Source organism: Arcicella aquatica, from assembly GCF_034928825.1.
Lineage (GTDB): Bacteria > Bacteroidota > Bacteroidia > Cytophagales > Spirosomataceae > Arcicella > Arcicella aquatica.
The window spans coordinates 127,751-145,903 of record NZ_JAYFUL010000002.1 but is presented as its reverse complement, the minus strand read 5'-3'; the positions used below and the strand labels follow the sequence as shown (position 1 = coordinate 145,903).

14 protein-coding genes are annotated in these 18,153 nt (G+C 36.7%); 8 read left to right on the top strand and 6 right to left on the bottom strand.

Features of this window, described 5'->3' with window-relative positions; translation table 11 throughout:
* Positions 1–244: 244 nt before the first annotated feature.
* Positions 245–1,252: a Gfo/Idh/MocA family oxidoreductase gene (locus VB264_RS02655; RefSeq protein WP_323246513.1), complete on the bottom strand. Its 1,008-nt coding sequence runs from the start codon at positions 1,250–1,252 to the stop codon at positions 245–247.
* A gap of 223 nt (positions 1,253–1,475) precedes the next feature.
* Between VB264_RS02655 and VB264_RS02650 the strand changes: the two genes are divergently transcribed.
* The 3 genes from VB264_RS02650 (at position 1,476) to VB264_RS02640 (ending at position 7,612) form a co-directional block, all read left to right on the top strand.
* Entirely contained in the window at positions 1,476–2,048 is a 573-nt protein-coding gene (locus VB264_RS02650; protein ID WP_309913098.1) for an adenylate kinase, read from the top strand.
* Positions 2,049–2,124: 76 nt separating this feature from the next.
* The gene (obgE, locus tag VB264_RS02645; RefSeq protein ID WP_323246703.1) at positions 2,125–3,180 is read left to right on the top strand and encodes a GTPase ObgE; all 1,056 of its coding nucleotides are present in this window, start codon (positions 2,125–2,127) and stop codon (positions 3,178–3,180) included.
* 109 nt (positions 3,181–3,289) lie between these two features.
* On the top strand, positions 3,290–7,612 hold the full coding sequence (locus tag VB264_RS02640) for a T9SS type A sorting domain-containing protein (protein ID WP_323246510.1): 4,323 nt from the start codon (positions 3,290–3,292) through the stop codon (positions 7,610–7,612).
* 115 nt (positions 7,613–7,727) lie between these two features.
* Here the strand turns inward: VB264_RS02640 and VB264_RS02635 are convergent, their stop codons facing one another.
* The 3 genes from VB264_RS02635 to VB264_RS02625 all read right to left on the bottom strand — a co-directional run bounded on the left by VB264_RS02635 (position 7,728) and on the right by VB264_RS02625 (position 9,395).
* Positions 7,728–8,630, bottom strand: coding sequence for a hydroxypyruvate isomerase family protein (locus VB264_RS02635; RefSeq protein WP_323246509.1), 903 nt, complete (start codon positions 8,628–8,630; stop codon positions 7,728–7,730).
* A 113-nt stretch (positions 8,631–8,743) separates the two neighbouring features.
* Positions 8,744–9,103, bottom strand: a complete 360-nt coding sequence (locus tag VB264_RS02630; protein WP_309913091.1) for a TM2 domain-containing protein — start codon at positions 9,101–9,103, stop codon at positions 8,744–8,746.
* On the bottom strand, positions 9,066–9,395 hold the full coding sequence (locus VB264_RS02625; protein ID WP_323246507.1) for a DUF2752 domain-containing protein: 330 nt from the start codon (positions 9,393–9,395) through the stop codon (positions 9,066–9,068). The genes VB264_RS02630 and VB264_RS02625 overlap by 38 nt, the downstream gene beginning before the upstream one ends.
* A 329-nt stretch (positions 9,396–9,724) precedes the next feature.
* Between VB264_RS02625 and VB264_RS02620 the strand changes: the two genes are divergently transcribed.
* The 5 genes from VB264_RS02620 to VB264_RS02600 all read left to right on the top strand — a co-directional run bounded on the left by VB264_RS02620 (position 9,725) and on the right by VB264_RS02600 (position 14,188).
* Positions 9,725–10,156, top strand: a complete 432-nt coding sequence (locus tag VB264_RS02620) for an HYC_CC_PP family protein (protein WP_323246505.1) — start codon at positions 9,725–9,727, stop codon at positions 10,154–10,156.
* A 103-nt stretch (positions 10,157–10,259) separates the two neighbouring features.
* Entirely contained in the window at positions 10,260–12,518 is a 2,259-nt protein-coding gene (locus VB264_RS02615) for a TonB-dependent receptor (RefSeq protein ID WP_323246504.1), read from the top strand.
* 5 nt (positions 12,519–12,523) lie between these two features.
* Positions 12,524–13,087 carry a helix-turn-helix domain-containing protein gene (locus tag VB264_RS02610; protein WP_323246502.1) on the top strand — a complete coding sequence of 188 codons (564 nt, stop codon included), beginning with the start codon at positions 12,524–12,526 and terminating at the stop codon, positions 13,085–13,087.
* An 83-nt stretch (positions 13,088–13,170) separates the two neighbouring features.
* Positions 13,171–13,512, top strand: coding sequence for a heavy-metal-associated domain-containing protein (locus tag VB264_RS02605; protein ID WP_309913075.1), 342 nt, complete (start codon positions 13,171–13,173; stop codon positions 13,510–13,512).
* 166 nt (positions 13,513–13,678) lie between these two features.
* Positions 13,679–14,188, top strand: a complete 510-nt coding sequence (locus tag VB264_RS02600) for a hypothetical protein (protein ID WP_323246501.1) — start codon at positions 13,679–13,681, stop codon at positions 14,186–14,188.
* Positions 14,189–14,333: 145 nt separating this feature from the next.
* On the opposite strand, the gene accD is transcribed toward VB264_RS02600, so the two are convergent.
* Positions 14,334–15,176 (bottom strand): acetyl-CoA carboxylase, carboxyltransferase subunit beta, encoded by an 843-nt coding sequence (gene accD / locus VB264_RS02595; protein WP_323246500.1) that lies wholly within the window; start codon positions 15,174–15,176, stop codon positions 14,334–14,336.
* Positions 15,177–15,391: 215 nt separating this feature from the next.
* Positions 15,392–18,019 (bottom strand): T9SS type A sorting domain-containing protein, encoded by a 2,628-nt coding sequence (locus VB264_RS02590; RefSeq protein ID WP_323246499.1) that lies wholly within the window; start codon positions 18,017–18,019, stop codon positions 15,392–15,394.
* Between the last annotated feature and the right edge of the window lie 134 nt (positions 18,020–18,153).

Here is an 18,153-nt window from a genome sequence, read left to right as displayed (position 1 = left end):
CCCTTTGATTCATTTCAGAGGGCTTTTTTTTGGACTTTAGGATTTTTGGACTTGAAGACTAAAAGACAAAAGATATAAGATTCTAGACTATTTTATTCAGTGGCTGGTCTCCCGACCAGTCCACAGGTTCACACAGGAAAATGGACTGGTCGGGAGACCAGCCATGGGAGCAACCATCTGCTATTAAAGTAAGCCTTAATTCTCTGCAACCGATACCCGAAGACCGACACCCGAAAGCCTATCACTAATACCTCTTAATCTGCTCCATAATCTTAATCTGCTCTAATACTTCTTCTGGTTTTATCAGTAGTTCAGCTTTTCCAGTAATGGCTTCGTAAAGATTTTGGAAAAGTAATCCCCAATCGCCTTTCATGGTTTCAATAGTTCCTCGGAAATGTAAACCATTAATATCTGTATTGATAATGCCCGAATTACTTTCAGATTCAATTCCGAAGGCATCCATATTCGGCATAATACCTGCCTTTAAATGGTCTTCCTGTACATCAATTCCGTACTTTACAAAAGAACCTTTTGTTCCATACAAAATATATCTTGGACCTTCTTCACGAACCAGTAAACTTGATTTTAAAGTAACTTTTAGTTTACCATAGTTAAGCCTGATATCGAAAGAATCATCAATTTCAGAGCCTTCTCTTTCAGTACAAGTTTCGCCCCACACCTGTTGTGGAACTCCAAAAAGTACTATCGCTTGGTCGATGATATGAGATCCTAAATCATATAAAATACCATTCGCTGGATTGTTAGTTTCCTTCCATTTTTTGGCATTCAAAATGGGTTTATAACGGTCGAAATGTACTTCGTAGCTCAATAAATCTCCTAATAAGCCATCTTCAATTACTTTTTTGACAGTCATGAAATCGCTGTCAAAACGACGATTCTGATAAACAGAAATAACTTTACCTCGTTCTTTAGCTAATTGAATCAATTCTTCGGCTTCGGTTGCAGTAGAAGTAAAAGGTTTTTCAACCAACACGTGTTTATCGGCTAACAAGCATTTTTTTGCAAATTCATAATGCGTAATATTAGGAGAACAAATACTAACTAAATCAATAGAAGTATCTGCTAAAACTTCTTCTAAACTTTTCGCCACCTGTACATCGGGGAAGAAATCTTTAGGATTCTGACTATTTGAAACAATCGTTTTAAGATTGAAATTAGGATTTACCGAGAAAAATGGGGCTTGGAGGTATCTGCCAGATAAGCCAAAACCAATAAGAGCAACATTGAGCATTATTATTTGGGATTCTGTTTATAAATCAATTTTAACAAAAATAAGCAAAAAACTAGCAAACTCTACTCGCGGTTATCATTGGATATTGCCTTTAATTTATGTTCATCTATACCTCATTTGCTAAATTATCAGACATTTAGCGGATATTTCACTATGGTTCTAGTAAATTTGTAGTCTTATAACAAAACAACTATTAAGAACTTTAAAAATAACGGTATAACCAATGTTAAATCTAGTCTTATTCGGCCCTCCGGGTGCAGGTAAAGGAACACAGTCAGCTAAATTAATTGAGAAGTATCAGTTAGTTCATATTTCTACAGGCGATATGTTTCGCATGCACATTTCTAATAATACTGAACTCGGGCAGCGCGTGAAACAAATCTTAGCTGATGGGCTTTTAGTACCTGATTCAGTGACGATTGATATGTTAGAAGAAGAAGTAAAAAACAATCCTGAAGCAAAAGGTTTTATCTTTGATGGATTTCCACGTACTGTGCCTCAAGCAGAGGCATTAGATGCATATTTGACCAAAAATGGACAAAAAATCAATGGCGTAGTTCAGTTAGATGTGACTGAAGAGGAAATTAAAAATAGAATTGCTGAAAGACAAAAAGTGTCGGGTCGTGCAGACGACGATGCTGATAAATTGTTGAAGCGTATTGACGAGTACTTCTCGAAAACAGTCCACGTATTACCTTATTATGAAGCACAAGGCAAAGTATCTAAAGTAAACGGAATCGGAAATATCGAAGAAATTTTTACTAATATCTGTACTGCAATTGATGCAGTAAAATAATTTAAAATGGGGTAATTTGTAGTGATTTTATAGTTCTGCGAATTACCCATTTTAAATCAATCAATAATAATTAAATATCATGGCATCCAACTTCATTGACTACGTAAAAATTAACGTCCGTTCGGGCCACGGAGGAAGCGGTTCAAGCCATTTCCGTCGTGAAAAACACGTACCTAAAGGTGGTCCAGATGGTGGTGATGGCGGCCGCGGAGGACACGTTGTATTAAGAGGGAACTCGCAACACTGGACTTTGCTCCACTTGAAATACCAAAAACATATTTTTGCTAAAGACGGAAAAGGTGGCGAAGGCGGACGCCGTTCTGGGCTTCAAGGAGAAGACGCAATTATTGACGTTCCATTGGGAACAATCGTAAAAGACCCTGAAACAGGAGAGGTATTAGCAGAAGTTACCAAAAATGGCGAAGAGGTAATTCTGTTAAAAGGTGGAAGAGGCGGTTTAGGTAATACCAATTTTAAATCATCAACGAATCAAGCTCCACATTATGCTCAGCCTGGCGAAATAGGCGAAGATATGTGGGTTGTATTAGAACTTAAAGTATTAGCAGATGTTGGTTTGGTGGGCTTCCCGAATGCGGGGAAATCTACGTTGCTTTCTGTAATGTCTGCGGCTACTCCTGAAATTGCAGATTATCCTTTTACAACCCTTGTTCCAAACTTGGGGGTTGTGGCTTATCGTAATTTCAAATCATTTATCATGGCTGATATTCCTGGAATCATTGAGGGGGCAGCGGAAGGAAAAGGTTTAGGAACCAGATTTTTAAGACATATCGAGCGAAATTCTATTTTGTTGTTTATGGTACCAGCTTCTGTAGAAAATATTGAAGAAGAGTATCTTATACTCCTGAATGAATTAAAAAAATACAATCCTGCTTTGTTGGATAAAGAAAGAATTTTGGCTATTTCTAAAATGGATTTAGTACCAGATGAAGAAGACAAAGCCAGAATTTTAAAGCAGATTCCTGATAACATCCCTTACGTCTTGATTTCGTCAGTGATGCAACAAGGTCTGACAGAATTGAAAGATTTATTATGGACAACTTTACAGAATGCACAGCCTGAGGTTATTGAAAGTGAAAGTCCAGAAGAGTCTACAGAAATTGATTTTGAGTAAATTAACCTTTATCATCTACATTTAGCTTCAGGGCTGAATGTAGATGACTTTACCTGTTTCATCTTCATACATTACCGCAATCGATGGTAATTATATCAACATGATAATTATGAAAAAAAGCTGTTCATATCTTTTAATGATGTGGTTAATCTTATCATTTACGATATCGTCTGCTCAAACGCCTACTATTACGGCAACGGGTGTTTATAACTGTACTGGCTTAGGTACGTCTCAACTTACGCTTCCTAGTGGCTATGCCGTTTATGAATGGTACAATGCAAGTAATGTTTTGGTGGCATCTACACAAACCTACACAGCATCTACAGGAACTTATACCGCCAAAGTAAAGCAAACTGCGATTGGTTCATATATTGTAGTAAGTGCTTTTACGGTAACACAGATTGTGCCAACGGCCCCTACTATTACACCACCTAGTGATGTCCTAACGGCGATTTGTGGAGTAAGTAGCAGGAATATTGTAGCCAGTGGAGCTACCAATTATGATTGGAAAAGAGATGGCGTTTCTACAACAGTTACAACAGCCACTTTACCCGTTACAGGCAGTTCGGTAACTACAGCTGGTACTTATGCCTATACCGTATCTACCACGAATAGTGTTACAGGTTGTACATCAACAAGTACGGCAGTGAGCTTAAAAGTATCTCCAAAGCCCACAACGCCAGTAATTACCCCGCTTACGCCTAATCTAATTTGTGGAACAGACTCAAAAACATTAACGGCTACAACAGGAGGCGCTAGTTATACTTGGAAAAGAGATGCTACGATTCTTGGTGCTTCAACAAACACGCTAACAGTTACTGGAACTGATGTCCCGACAGGTACATATAATTATAAAGTAGTACTTCAAAATGCAGTAGGCTGTGTTTCCGATACCTCTGTATCGGTGAGCTTAAAGGTATCTCCAAAGCCAACAACACCCGTAATTACACCAGTTACTCCTAATTTAATTTGTGGAACAGATGCTAAAACATTAACCGCTACTAGTGGTGGAACAAGTTATTTATGGAAACGAAATAATACGATACTTAGCTCAACAATAAATACACAAGTCGTTACTGGAACGGATGTTTCAGTAGCTGGTACATACAATTATAAAGTAGTGCTTACCAATGCGGTAGGCTGTTCTTCTGATACTTCGTTGGCAGTTGCACTAAAAGTTTCTCCGAAGCCTAGCAGACCTGTAATTTCTGTTCCTGATACCAATGCGGTTTGTGGAGTAAGTACTAAAACATTGACAGCAACCGCTGATGGTAGTACCTATACTTGGAAGAGAGATGCTACTATATTATCATCAACCACCAATACTTTGACCGTTACAGGAAATGATGTTTCTGTAGCGGGTACTTATAATTATAAAGTTGTTCTTCAAAACTCAGTAGGTTGTATCTCTGATACTTCTTTAGCGGTGGGAGTAAAGGTTTCTCCTAAGCCCACAAAACCGTCTATTGCTGCAGTAGATACCAATGCCATTTGTGGTGTAGGTACTAAAACGCTTACAGCAACGAGTGGCGGAACATCGTATGTTTGGAAAAGAGATATTACAGAATTGCCAAATTCTAAAATAAATACCTTGTTGGTTACAGGAAATGATGTAACGACTGCAGGAACATATAGTTATACCGTAGCTTTAATCAATTCAGTTGGTTGTATTTCTGATGCTTCTACGGCGGTGAGTTTGAAAGTTTCTCCGAAGCCAGCTAAGCCTACTATTACCCCCGACACAAGCATAACACTAGTATGTGGAACAGACTCTCGTATTCTAAAAGCGACTAGTGGAGGAACGTCTTATAGTTGGATTGTCGGAAGTAAAACGCTCACAGGCTCTACCAGTAGTGCCATTACAGTAACGGGGCGAGATACTTCTTCGGCTAATGGAAGCAGTAACTATACTTATACGGTTGCTCTAAAAAATTCAGTGGGTTGTGTTTCTGACTATTCTACAGGCTATACGTTGCAACTGTTTCCTTCTATTCCTGCAAAGCCAACGATTACTGCTGGCGGTGTAACAACTTTTTGTGAAGGTGGAAATGTGACACTGACTTCATCTTATACGACTAATGCTAACGTTTGGAGTTCTACCACTGCAATAGATACCACTACTTCAAAAGCAGTGGGATTGGTAGTTACCAAAACAGGGATTTATACCGTAAAAGCTAAAGATGCGAATGGATGTGTATCGCTTGCCTCAGATGTTAAATTGGTTACTGTCAATCCAAATCCAACAGCACCAATTATAGATGAAGGAACAGCAGTAAGTATCTGTGAGCTTGAAAGCAAAACTTTAACAGCCAGAGATAAAGGCACTGGCGTATATACGTGGAATACTGGTAGCAAAACAAAGAGTATTACCGTTAGCTCAGCAGGAAGTTATAGCCTTACTTATACCGATGCTAATACTTGTACTTCTAAACCATCTGTCGCTACAGTGCTTACGGTAAATCCGTTGCCAGCTAAACCTACCATTTCAATTATCCGCCCTGCGGAGTTTTGTGATGGCGATTCTACTATATTGCGCTCATCAACTGCTTCAGGATATATTTGGAGTACCAACCAAAATGATGGGCAAATTATTGTTAAGGAATCAAAGACCATTTCAGTCGTTGCTGTTTCTGACAAAGGTTGTAAATCAAAAGATGCTTCCGACCCTGTTGCAGTTATTGCCAACCCTTTACCTGCTACACCAACAGTTGTAGCAAATGGACCATTAATCTTCTGTCCAGACTCAACCGTTACACTTTCGTCTTCGGTAATAGGTAATGAATATACGTGGACGAATATAGGAAGTAGTATTGTTTTTGGTAAAACTCAATCTGTAATAGTTGGAGAAGCAGGAGAATATGCTGTACAAGCGATTAGTGTGAAGAAATGTATTTCTAAGATTTCAAAAAGTGTAAAAGTATCTGTGCGTGAAGCACCACAACCTGCTAGTATCTTGGCGTCGCCTATTGCTACTTTCTGTAAAGGAGGAACAGCCACATTAAGAGCACTAATAGCAAATGGAAATGTGGATAGATATAGCTGGAGAGATGAAGATACTAAAAAAGAGATTGCCACTACAGGAGCTATTACAACTGATACGTCGGGAAGATATGCTGTAAAAGTAAGAGATACCTTTGGATGCTTTTCGGCTTATTCAAAAGTATTGAAAGTTACCGTGAATCCATTGCCTGCGAAACCAACATTGAGAATAGTACGACCAAAGATTTTCTGTGATGGCGACAGCACTTTATTAGAAGCAAGTTTGCCAACAACTACTACCAATGGATTGAAAAATGTATATCAATGGACAGTCGATGGATTATTACAAAGTGGTATCAGCGGTAGAACATTTACATGGAAAAAAGCTAATGGCATAGGAGTAGCCGTAATTGATACGAATGGATGTAAATCTGTAGCGAGTTCGGATACCATCAAAACAACGGTCAATCCACTACCAGCTGCACCATCTATCACCCTGAGAGGAGCCAATCCTTTTTGTGCTGACAAAAGCGTTTCTTTAACAGCGATAGGAGTACAGGCAAGTAGTTATAAATGGAGTATTTCGAATAGTACGGCTAGCACTATTACGGTAAATTATGCTGGCAATGTAACAGTACAAGCTGTTAGTGCTTTTTCATGTTATTCAAAATCATCACAGCCCATTACTTTAAGTGTGTATCCATTACCAGCGACACCACAAATTAGTGCTACGGGGAATCTTACTTTTTGTGATGGTGGCAGTACTGTCTTAGCGACTGCAAATACTAATAAAGCCTATTGGTATAAAAGTACCAACGATTCGCTAGGGAATGGTACAAACAATACTATTTCAGTAAATAAATCAGGGAGTTATTTTGCAAGGGTAGAAGATAAAAACTTCTGTTTGTCGGCGCCATCAAATGCTATTACAGTAGATGTCCGTTCGCTTCCTACTACGCCAGTGATTTCACAATCTGGTGCTTTCTTTTTAATCGCTCAAAGTTCTGGTGACGAAAGTGGCTATATCTGGAAATATAACGGAGAAGAACAGAAAAGCTTTATTACCAATACCATCAAAGTGAAAAAAGATGGTGATTATCAAGTACAGGCAAGTACAGTATATAGCCAAGTTGCTTTGCCAAGTGGTAAACTGCAATGTTATTCACAACCATCATTAGTGTATAAATATACGCAGGATTTAACTTTTGAAGGAATGAACGTTTATCCTAATCCAAGTACTACGGGTGATATTACGATTCAGGTAGTTGAAGATTTGATAGGTGCTGATGTGTCAGTGTATACAATGGATGGAAGACTGATTGAGACATTTAATGTCAATAAATTTGATACGCCAAGAACCATTAAACTGAACGGTTCAATAGGAAATATTTATTTTATCAAACTCAAAACAGATAGTTTTGAAAGAATAAAGAAAGTAGTAGTAACGCAATAGAGCAGTGATGAGTTTCGAGTTGTCATTGCTCAATATAAATTGATACAATAAATGAAATAGCCTTTTAATTCACATGTGAATTAAAAGGCTATTTCATTTATACTATAACTTATAACTATACATCACAAATTAAAACACCTTGTTTCAAGGAAGCGATTTTATCAGATTTTGCAGGAATGAACTCTTGTCCGATGAATCCTTTATAACCAGTATCAAGAATAGCTTTCATAATAGCTGGATAATACAATTCTTGCGTATCGTCAATTTCATTTCTACCCGGAACACCACCTGTATGGTAATGCGAAATATATTGATGATATTTTTTAATCGTTGCAATTACGTCGCCCTCCATGATTTGCATGTGATAAATATCATAAAGTAATTTGAATTTATCTGAACCAACCATTTCGCATAAAGCCGCACCCCAATCAGTATGGTCACATTGATAATCCTTGTGGTTTACTTTTGAATTCAGCAACTCCATCGTGATGGTTACATCATGTTTTTCTGCTGTTTTCATGATTCTCTGTAAACCTTTCTTACAGTTGATTAGTCCATCCTCATCGCTTAATCCATTTCTGTTTCCAGAAAACGTAATTAAGTTTTTAACACCTGCTTTAGCTGCTTTCGGAATCAAATCTTCATATAATGCCACTAGTGCATCATGATTCTTTACATTGTTGAAACAGCTCGTTAAGCCCATTCCATTTCCCCATTGGTTACCTTCTGGCCACCCGATGGCTGATGTTAAATCATATTTTTTTAAAGTTTCCCATTCCGAAGGGCCTGTCAACTCAAGGCTTTGCATACCAATATCTTTGGCTGCCTTACACAAGTCTTCAAATGGAATAGAGCCATAACACCAACGACAAGCAGAGTGATTTACTCGACCTTTCAATGCGGCACCTATCTGTGTGTCTGCCGCTTCAATTCGATTACTGAGCGAAGAAGTTAGCATGGTTGCAGTTACCGCACCGACTCCCTGTAGAGCCGCTCGGCGTGAAAAAGTTTTTCCCATAGTTTTTTAAAAGTCCTGAATTAGAATTAAAGAGTATAGCTAAACTAGATTATACTCAAATTCGCTGGAATTTAGGGGATTTTTTTGAAAAAACAATCCTGCAACGTATAGTTTTATGAATGCCAAGTTTTCATCATGTGTAATGTATCATAAGCGGCCTTTTGATTGTACTCAAAAGCCAAGCTTTTGTAGTTCACTAAATCTACAATGGTACCGATAAAACACAAACCACCTGTGAAGAAATACAGAATCCCCATTCCGATTTGGTCAGTTAAAAAACGCTGAATACCTGCAAAACCAAAGAAACCAATTACAGTTGTTATCAAAATAAGGGTAGTATCCCTGCGTTTGTTTTGATACATCATGATGAAGGTTTTTTGTTGGTCTTCAGACATATCTTTGATTAAACTTTGGATAAACATTGCTTCCTCAGCCTCAAGGTTCGAAAGCATCATCATTATGTTGGGTGTCATTTTCTTGTATGTTTAAGTTTAAATGTTGGTAAGTATATTTTAGTAAAGTGAAAATTCTGGCAATAATCACGATTAGGGCAAAAATTCCAAGTGGATGACTGTCAAATGATTGTTGTAAATTTCCATGAAATAAAAAAGAAATAGCATGACCTAACCCACAACCCTGACAAAATGAAAATCCTAAGTTTTTTATCGGACAAAAACTAAAATGATTTTCGTGTGGATTATCAAGAAACAACCAGATTAATCCACTAATCCAAAACAAGAGTTCGATATTTAATTTCCGTATCATTGTGAATCAAAGGTGATGGATATTTTCTGATATTAGCTATAATTATACACAGAATGTCTTTTTTAGGGGTGGATAATGTGTTTTGTAGGATGGATTTAATTTTAGGTAGCAAATCGGAAAATTATGCAACATAATCAGAAACTAATATAAATACTTATCATGTTGAAAATACGTATCTTTGTGAGTCCTTTTAGCACTCGGCTTTCAGTCGTCGGCTATCAGTGTTTGTTTTACAGTAAGATTTAACATTAGATACAAAGACATTTTCTTTAAATATTTTAGCCGAAAGCTGATTGCCGACGACTGAAAGCTTTACTTTTAAAGCAATTATGAAAAAAGTACTCATACGCATATTTTGCCTTTTGATGGCCTTCCAAGTGCTTTTCGCAAGCGTTGGATTTGCTATGTATGAGCATCTTTGTAAAATAAGCGGAAAAAGCAATTATATGCTTTCTCAGCCTAAGCGTAGTTGTTGTGCTAAAAAAGCTAAGATGACAGAACATTCATCAAAGCTTAGTATCAAAAGAGCTAAATGTTGTTCAGATTCAGTTACTCATTATAAAATCACGCCAAATGCATCACAGGGAATTACTATAGACTATAAAATTCCTTCTTTAGCATGGATAATTGAAACACCCATTTTTTATACTTTTACGTGGGTAGCTCAATCTGTTTCTTTCAAAATCTCTCATTATTATAATACCGCCCCCCCTTTATTTGGACGACTCCGCCTTATCTTTATTCAGTCCTTTCTTATTTGATTTTTCTTGGAATATCAAACGCTATCTTTTGGGGTATTGCGTTATCTAATTGTGTTGATAACTCAAAAACTTCGGTCGTTTTAATATTTTAATATGAAAAATCATGAATTCTATTATAGTTTCAAAAATATTCTCTAGGCTCTTTATGCTGATAATCACCAATGTAGTGTTGTTTTCGCCATTATTTGCTCAGAGTGGTGAAACCGTTCGAGGCATTGTACAAGAGAAAAAATCTGATGGCAAAACAGAAGCCATCATCGGTGCTACCCTCCGTTGGCAGAATGCCCCAAGAGGAACCACCACCAATGAAAAAGGAGAGTTCTCTATCAGTAAAGAATCTCAAAACCATCAACTAATCGTTAGTTCTGTCGGGTATAAAACCGATACGCTGATGGTACATTCATTAGACTTCTTAGAGATTAATCTTACCCCCTTGAATGCGAATTTATCTGAAGTTGTAGTAAAAGCGGAGGCTAGTGCTATGGATAGAATGAACCCTATTCATACCGAAATCATTACTTCAAAAGCCCTTGCCAAGGCCGCTTGTTGTAATTTGTCTGAAAGCTTTGAAACCAATGCGTCGGTGTCTGTCAGTTATGCTGATGCTGTAACGGGTGCAAAGCAAATTCAATTATTAGGACTATCAGGCAATTATATCCAAACGAATGTTGAAAACATTCCCGCTATTCGGGGCTTGAACAGTACTTTCGGACTAAACTATATTCCTGGCACTTGGATTTCCTCAATCGATGTGGGCAAAGGAGCAGGTTCAGTAATAAGTGGTTATGAGTCTATGACGGGAGCATTGAATGTAGAATTGGCTAAACCAGATGTTGCTGAAAAATTGTATTTGAACACCTACCTGAATAGTCAGGGTAGAGGAGAAATCAATCTTACTTTAGCCAATAAAATCAACGAAAAATGGTCTGTTGCTTTACTCACGCATGGGAGTACTTTGCAGACTAAATTGGATAAAAACAAAGATGGGTTTTTAGATTTACCACTTTATACCCAATACAATGCCATTAATCGCTGGAAGTACCAAAGTGATAAAATGATGGCTTCGTTTGGCGTAAAAGCATTGTATGAAGACCGCTTAGGAGGACAAGTAAAATTTAACCCAGATACAGACCGCAATACGCCAAACGCTTATGGTTTTGGAAGTACCACAAAGCGTTATGAGTTTTTTAGTAAAACTGCCAAGCTATATCAAACTAAGCCTTATCAAGGCTTAGGGCTTATTATCAATGGTTTGTACCATGATAACCAGTCGTATTTTGGGTTTAAAAACTATACAGGTACTCAAAAGAGCTTATATGCCAATTTAATTTATCAAAATATACTAGGCAATACCAACCACCAATATAAAACAGGAATAAGTTACCTGTTGGATGATTACAATGAAAAGTACTTAGATTCAACCTTTAAAAGAACAGAATCTGTACCGGGTGTTTTTGTAGAATATACAGAAACCATTCCTGAAAAATTAACGCTTGTAGTAGGAGGAAGGGTAGATTTTCATAATTTGTATGGTACTAGGTTTACACCTAGAATACATGCTAAATATGATATTACATCTGACCTTCACCTACGTCTTAGCGCAGGGAAAGGTTGGAGAATGCCAAATGCGATTGCCGAAAATTTTGGAATGCTAGTGAATTCAAGACAATTGGTTGTACCTGAAATCATCCGACCAGAAGAATCTTGGAATTTTGGAGCGAGCCTGAGTAACGATTTTTATCTTTTTGGAAAGAAAGGAACAATCATTTTAGATGCCTATAGAACGAACTTCCAAAATCAATTAATCGTAGATATGGAAAATGCTGATTTAGTCCGTTTTTATAATTTAAAAGGGCGTTCGTTCTCGAACAGTTTTCAGGCAGAAGTAAATTTTGCACCCAGTAAACGTATCGAAACTAAATTAGCTTATCGCTTATTTGATGTTAAAAATGACGTGCTGACTCCAGCGGGAGAGCTTACTTTATTACCAAAACAGTTTGTTAACCGCGAACGGGTGTTATTCAACATCGCTTATGCCTTGCCTTATAATAAATGGAAAATAGATTTTACTTGGCAATGGAATGGCAGACGTAGGATTCCTGACACTGCCGAAGGACATGTGCATTCTGTGACGTCTCCATCGGTATTTGCTCCTGCTTTTTCAAATATTAATGCACAAGTAACGAAGGCATTCTTGAAATGGGAAATGTATGTTGGAGGCGAAAATCTCAATAACTTTACACAGAGCAATCCTATTATTGCAGCGAACGACCCTTTCGGAAAGAATTTTGATGCTTCAATGGTATGGGGACCCGTTATTGGACGAATGGTGTATGTGGGGATGCGTTATAAAATTAAATAAGAGCGATGAAGTTATATATCAAAAATATGGTTTGTGATCGCTGTAAGATGGTCGTAAACCAAATCCTTACACAACTGAATATTGAGGTAGAACAGATTGAACTTGGCGAAGTTATCATTCAACAAGATTTAGACGAACATACACAAACTACTTTGGCTCAAAAATTGAATGATATAGGTTTTGAATTATTGGATGATAAACGAAAGAAAATTGTTGAGAAAATAAAGAATGTAGTGATTGAGATGATTTATCAAGGAGACGACAGTGTTGATAAAATAACACCATCTTTTCTGATTGCTGAACGTGTGGGCAGAGATTATAAGTACTTGAGTACCTTATTTTCGGAAATTGAAGGAAAAACGATTGAACAATACCTCATTTTTCAGAAAATAGAAAGAGTCAAGGAATTGTTAGTCTATGATGAATTAACACTAAGTCAAATAGCTGACCAATTGCATTACAGTAGCGTTCAACATTTATCGAATCAGTTTAAAAAAGTAATGGGCCAGACGCCTAGCCGTTTCAAGGAGGCACAATATCACACAAGAAAAGCCTTGGATGAGATATAATTTAAAAGTTGAATTAGACTTTAAAATGCCATAAAAACAAATATACTTTAACAAAATAATCAATCAATAAAACAAACAACAACATGAAAAAGAACATCTTAGCATTAATCCTTTTATTAGTTTCAGTGCTTACATTTGCGGAAACGCCTAAAACAGAAACAGTAAAAATTAAAACTTCTGCCATTTGCGAAATGTGCAAAGAGCGTATCGAGAAAAAATTAGCCTTTACCAAAGGAGTTTCAGAATCTAATCTGAATATTGAGAGTAAAGAAAAGATTGTAACAGTAACGTACAACCCAAAGAAGACATCGGTAGAAAAAATTAAAAAAGCTATTGCAGATGTAGGATACGATGCTGACGAAGTAACCGCCAATGCAAAAGGCTATGAAAAATTACCATCTTGCTGTAAAAAGGGGGGAATGTAGTTTTTTAGCTTTGAGTGATAAGCAATGAGCTTTGAGAAATTACACATGGCATGACTTCAAAGTCATGCTATGTTTTTTTTATAGATACAATTGTTGTATTGATTTTTTGAAAAGATTAAATTGTGTGTTTAATAAGAATAACTTCACCCTAATCTCTACGATTCTAATGTACACACTATTAAAAATATCCAAAGCATTTACACTACTTGCTATTATGAATTTACTGATTTATGGCTGTAAAAGTAATCAATATGATAAAGAAATTCCTAATGATTTTTCATTTGTCTTGAAGGATGAAATTACGACTTTTGATTCAGAAACAGGGGTTTATTCTAGACAATACATGAAAGGGGATTCTTCTGTAACTGTTCATTTGACGAAAGAAGAAAAACAAAAGATTTATGATTCGTTTGTAAATTATGATTTTCTAGAATTTCCTAATTCATTTGAATGTGATATGAAATCATATTCAATGTTACCTTCATTTGAAACTAAGCTCCATATTGTATATAAAGGAGAAAGCAAAAATGTTTCAACAATAACTGGCTGTGGAAAAGTAGCGGAACAGCTTAAAGCTGAAGATGACTTTTATAGATTAATTGCCCTGATTCATGGTGTTTTACATAATAAAGCAGAGATTAAAAAAATGCAAAAAACAGATATGAGATTTATGTAAATAATTGTCTAATGCCGTTTTAAATATTTTAAGAGATAGAATAGATAATATATTCATTAAAAACAAGAAACAAAAAAAGGGGTTGTCGATTCAAAATCAACAACCCCTTTTTTGCTCAAAGCTCATCGCTCAAGGCTTAAAGCTATTACGCCAACATTCCTAATAAAGATGAAAGCTTATCTTTTAAATCTTTTCTATCTACGATAAAATCAAGGAATCCATGTTCTAATACGAATTCTGCACTTTGGAAACCTTTTGGTAAATCTTTACCGATGGTTTCACGAATAACTCTTGGACCAGCAAAACCAATCAAAGCCCCCGGTTCAGAGATATTAAAATCTCCGAGCATGGCATAAGATGCCGTTACTCCTCCAGTTGTTGGGTCAGTCAATAAAGAAATATAAGGAATACCCGCTTCGGCTAATAAAGCTAATTTTGCAGAAGTTTTCGCCATTTGCATTAACGAGAACCCAGCTTCCATCATCCTTGCACCTCCTGAACGAGAAATCATTAAGAATGGAATTTTGTGTGCAAGAGCATAGTCGATACCACGAGCAATTTTTTCACCTACTACAGAGCCCATTGAACCTCCAATAAATGAAAAGTCCATTGCAGAAACTACCATCTCGATGCCATTTATCTTACCATGTGCCGTTCTAACGGCATCTTTCAAGCCTGTTTTCTTTTCAGTAGCTTTAATACGATCAGGATAACGTTTGGTATCTACAAATTCCAGCGGGTCGCCTGAAGAAAGCATTGCATCCAATTCTGTATATTTTGTTTGATCGAAAAGAATCTCAAAGTATTCTTGAGAGCCAATTTTTTCATGATAATTGCAGTTTGAACAAGTGTAAGAGAACAACTTATGTTCACGAGTGTGCATTGCTTTTTTGCAAGATGGGCATTGATACCAAAGCCCGTCTGGAGCTTCACGTTTTGATTCGGTAGGGGTTAAAATACCCTTATCTTTTCTGGTAAACCAAGACATATTTTATGATTGCTAGATTCGAATGTTAATGATTGAAAGCCTTTTGTTTCAATATATAATTGTGGTTAATACATTTCTAGGAAATGCAAAATCTTGGCAAAGATAAGGTATTGCGTTTCGACTTATAACATTTTTGTAAAAAATTGTTATGTAACAAAACAAAAACGAGCCTTTTTGAATACACAAAAAGGCTCGTTTTAATTATTTTTAAAAAATTATTTAGCTAAAACTATTTTTTTATTAATCATTCCATGCTCTGTTTGAAGTTTCAAAAGATAATAACCATTTGAAAGATTCGCTAGGTTAATAGTATGGTTAAACTCATTTCCCGAATTAGTATGCTGTTCGTTAAAGACAGATACCCCAAAGATATTTACAACATTAATGGTTACACTCTTTGTCGCTTTAGCAAAGCTCGCTTTTAGTTTGTATTCACCATTAGGTGAAGGGTTTGGAGAAATAGTTACTTCAATTGTACTGGTTGGTTCATTACCTAAAACAGTTGGCGTTACTATCACAGCTTTGCCCGATGGCCCTTGTATATTCAAGTTATCGACAGTCCATCCCCATCCATAAGCAAGAGGGTCAGCTAACAATCTAAAACGAACCAAGACCTTATCACCCGCCTTGAAATCCCCAGAAGTTAGCATATCTATTTCTCTTTTTCTAAAAAGACTAGGCGTGCCGACTACCTTTGAATTTTGATCTTTATCCAAATTTAAAGACGCCCAAGCTTTTTTCCAGTCAGGGTCATCATTTGAATCCCAACCTGATTGGAACCACTGCCATGTTTTACCATTGTCTTTAGAGCCTTCCACTACCACATAATCAAAGAAATCTCTATCAGGGAAAACTGCACCATCTGCACCAGGTTCTACGAGTACTATTTCATCAAAGTAGATTTTAGCAGTATCGCTTCTTAAAGTAATTGGTTTCAGTAATTGAGCGATATAATTGGTAAATAAATTTCCATCTACTTCAAATGTCTCTTCTGAACCATTTTTATAAGGATGGTCAGAGTTTAAAGCAATGCTTGTAAAGTTTGTGGGTTTTGAGAAAGTAAAACCTTTTAGATAAAAATCATCAGGCGCTGCTGGCGACGTATCAAAATTATTGATGTAAGTATTTACTGCAGGAAATAATTTCAAGACTTTAAATTCATAGAAACCAGTTTCAGGCGAGAAACGTGTATTTTTAGCCTTAGCTTTATCTTTTACTACGATGCGATATTTTACTACATCATTCCCTTTAAATTGAGTCGATGTAAATTTAAAACTACCATTAAAAGTAATGGTTTTATCGTTAGTAGTATAGGTCAATATAATGGGCGTTTGTTTTACATCATTGATATAATATTCTACATAAGCACTGTCAATACCTATGTTATCATAGGCTTGACCTTCTGGAAGATTTATCTCTGTATCAGTATTGTAAATTGAAAAAATATTGTTGGTATAAGATATAACAGGTTTTACAGTATCTGCTCCAATGGTAAACTGATAATAATTTGCAAAACCTTTAGGACTCAATGGCGCCTCTGCGGGCGTAGCTAATTTTCTACCTGCTAAGTCTTCACCTTGCCAGTAATAACTAATTTTTCGTCTCTCTGTTGATTTTGGTAATGTATATGAATATTGATTGCCTGCTTTGGTAAGTGGTACTTCTTTGGCATCTGCAATGCTATTAGTAGTAGTCATATACAACTTTACTGAACCATCTTTTATAGCAGTATCTCCCAATACTTTTGCCGTAAAAATGTAGTCTTTGCTCGTATCTTCATTATCAGTCAAGGGGTCATGGGTGATAGAGCTACTTATCCAACCCAAATCTGCAAATAGGTTTAATACAATGGGTCCAATTTCACGCGTTAATTCACCAGCTGCAATAGAAGGTGTCATTAAAGCATTTGGGTCGCCGATACGATAAGTAGCTTGATCTACGTGATAAATACTAGAACCCGCGCTATAAGTAGTAGGAGCGTACAATTTAGCCTGTTTGTTAGCATTCGCTTTTGTCGCTGAAGGGCTATTTAAAAATAGTTTGCCTCCTACAACTTCTTTACGAAGAGCCGCAGAAAAATTTTCGATAGTAGTAGAGTCAATCAATGATACACCTGTACTATTAACAATGAAGTTGTCAAAAATTCCTGCTGAACCTACAAAGCTACCACTTCCCCAACCAGCTACAGTATCGCTTGCTCCGAAAGTACCTATAAAACCAAGTCCATGACCATATTCATGTAATACAACCGAATACAGGTCATATTGTAATCTAGTGGGAGTCGATTCCCCAGTGTACCAGTCGGTACGGTCAGAATTAAAAGTAGCAACAATATCTGGTTGATCAGTACCATTAAGGTCTTTTCTTGCCATTTTCTCTGCAAGGGCAATTGGATACCAAGTACCTGCTTTGGCTGCTCCCGGAAAATTACGATAATAAGTTGACGCACCAGCCGACCCCAATACACCAGAGGCTAGACTCCGCCAGCGTACTAAAATTTTAATAGGCACATCCGAATTTAGAGCATTAGCCCATGTTGCGGCAGCTCTTTCAAAAACACTTTTTACCTCGGCTGATAGATTGGAACCTTGCTCGTAAAAAACTTGAAAGTTAGCTGTTTGAGTGGAGGATTTTCGAATATTGGCAGCTATTTTCTTATCTGCTTCTAGTTTTGCTTTCATCATCTCGGTATATCCCATTGGCAAAACACGTTCTTTGGCTTGCTCAGGTGTTGGTGCATAATCAACAATCTGAGTTCCCGGGATAGACTCGATTTTGATTTTTTGTGTGAAAGCAGCAAAGCTTCCCATGGTTATTAGAGTAGCAAGTAATAATTTTCTCATATTAAAATAAATTTTAGGAGACTTATTAAATAGAATTTGAAGTGTTTGCTACACAAGATAATAACTATTTTTGATAGAAGTTAATAAAGGTTTTAGAAACATAGTTAATCCATAGATAGCTATTAGATAAACGA

Bases quoted from the DNA above. Each gene is read 5' to 3' on its own strand.
- VB264_RS02605 (WP_309913075.1), top strand. From the start codon at position 13,171: ATGAAAAAGAACATCTTAGCATTAATCCTTTTATTAGTTTCAGTGCTT.
- VB264_RS02640 (WP_323246510.1), top strand. From the start codon at position 3,290: ATGAAAAAAAGCTGTTCATATCTTTTAATGATGTGGTTAATCTTATCA.
- VB264_RS02655 (WP_323246513.1), bottom strand. From the start codon at position 1,252: ATGCTCAATGTTGCTCTTATTGGTTTTGGCTTATCTGGCAGATACCTC.
- VB264_RS02620 (WP_323246505.1), top strand. From the start codon at position 9,725: ATGAAAAAAGTACTCATACGCATATTTTGCCTTTTGATGGCCTTCCAA.
- VB264_RS02630 (WP_309913091.1), bottom strand. From the start codon at position 9,103: ATGACACCCAACATAATGATGATGCTTTCGAACCTTGAGGCTGAGGAA.
- VB264_RS02590 (WP_323246499.1), bottom strand. From the start codon at position 18,019: ATGAGAAAATTATTACTTGCTACTCTAATAACCATGGGAAGCTTTGCT.
- VB264_RS02600 (WP_323246501.1), top strand. From the start codon at position 13,679: ATGTACACACTATTAAAAATATCCAAAGCATTTACACTACTTGCTATT.
- VB264_RS02650 (WP_309913098.1), top strand. From the start codon at position 1,476: ATGTTAAATCTAGTCTTATTCGGCCCTCCGGGTGCAGGTAAAGGAACA.
- VB264_RS02625 (WP_323246507.1), bottom strand. From the start codon at position 9,395: ATGATACGGAAATTAAATATCGAACTCTTGTTTTGGATTAGTGGATTA.
- VB264_RS02610 (WP_323246502.1), top strand. From the start codon at position 12,524: ATGAAGTTATATATCAAAAATATGGTTTGTGATCGCTGTAAGATGGTC.
- VB264_RS02615 (WP_323246504.1), top strand. From the start codon at position 10,260: ATGAATTCTATTATAGTTTCAAAAATATTCTCTAGGCTCTTTATGCTG.
- VB264_RS02635 (WP_323246509.1), bottom strand. From the start codon at position 8,630: ATGGGAAAAACTTTTTCACGCCGAGCGGCTCTACAGGGAGTCGGTGCG.
- accD (WP_323246500.1), bottom strand. From the start codon at position 15,176: ATGTCTTGGTTTACCAGAAAAGATAAGGGTATTTTAACCCCTACCGAA.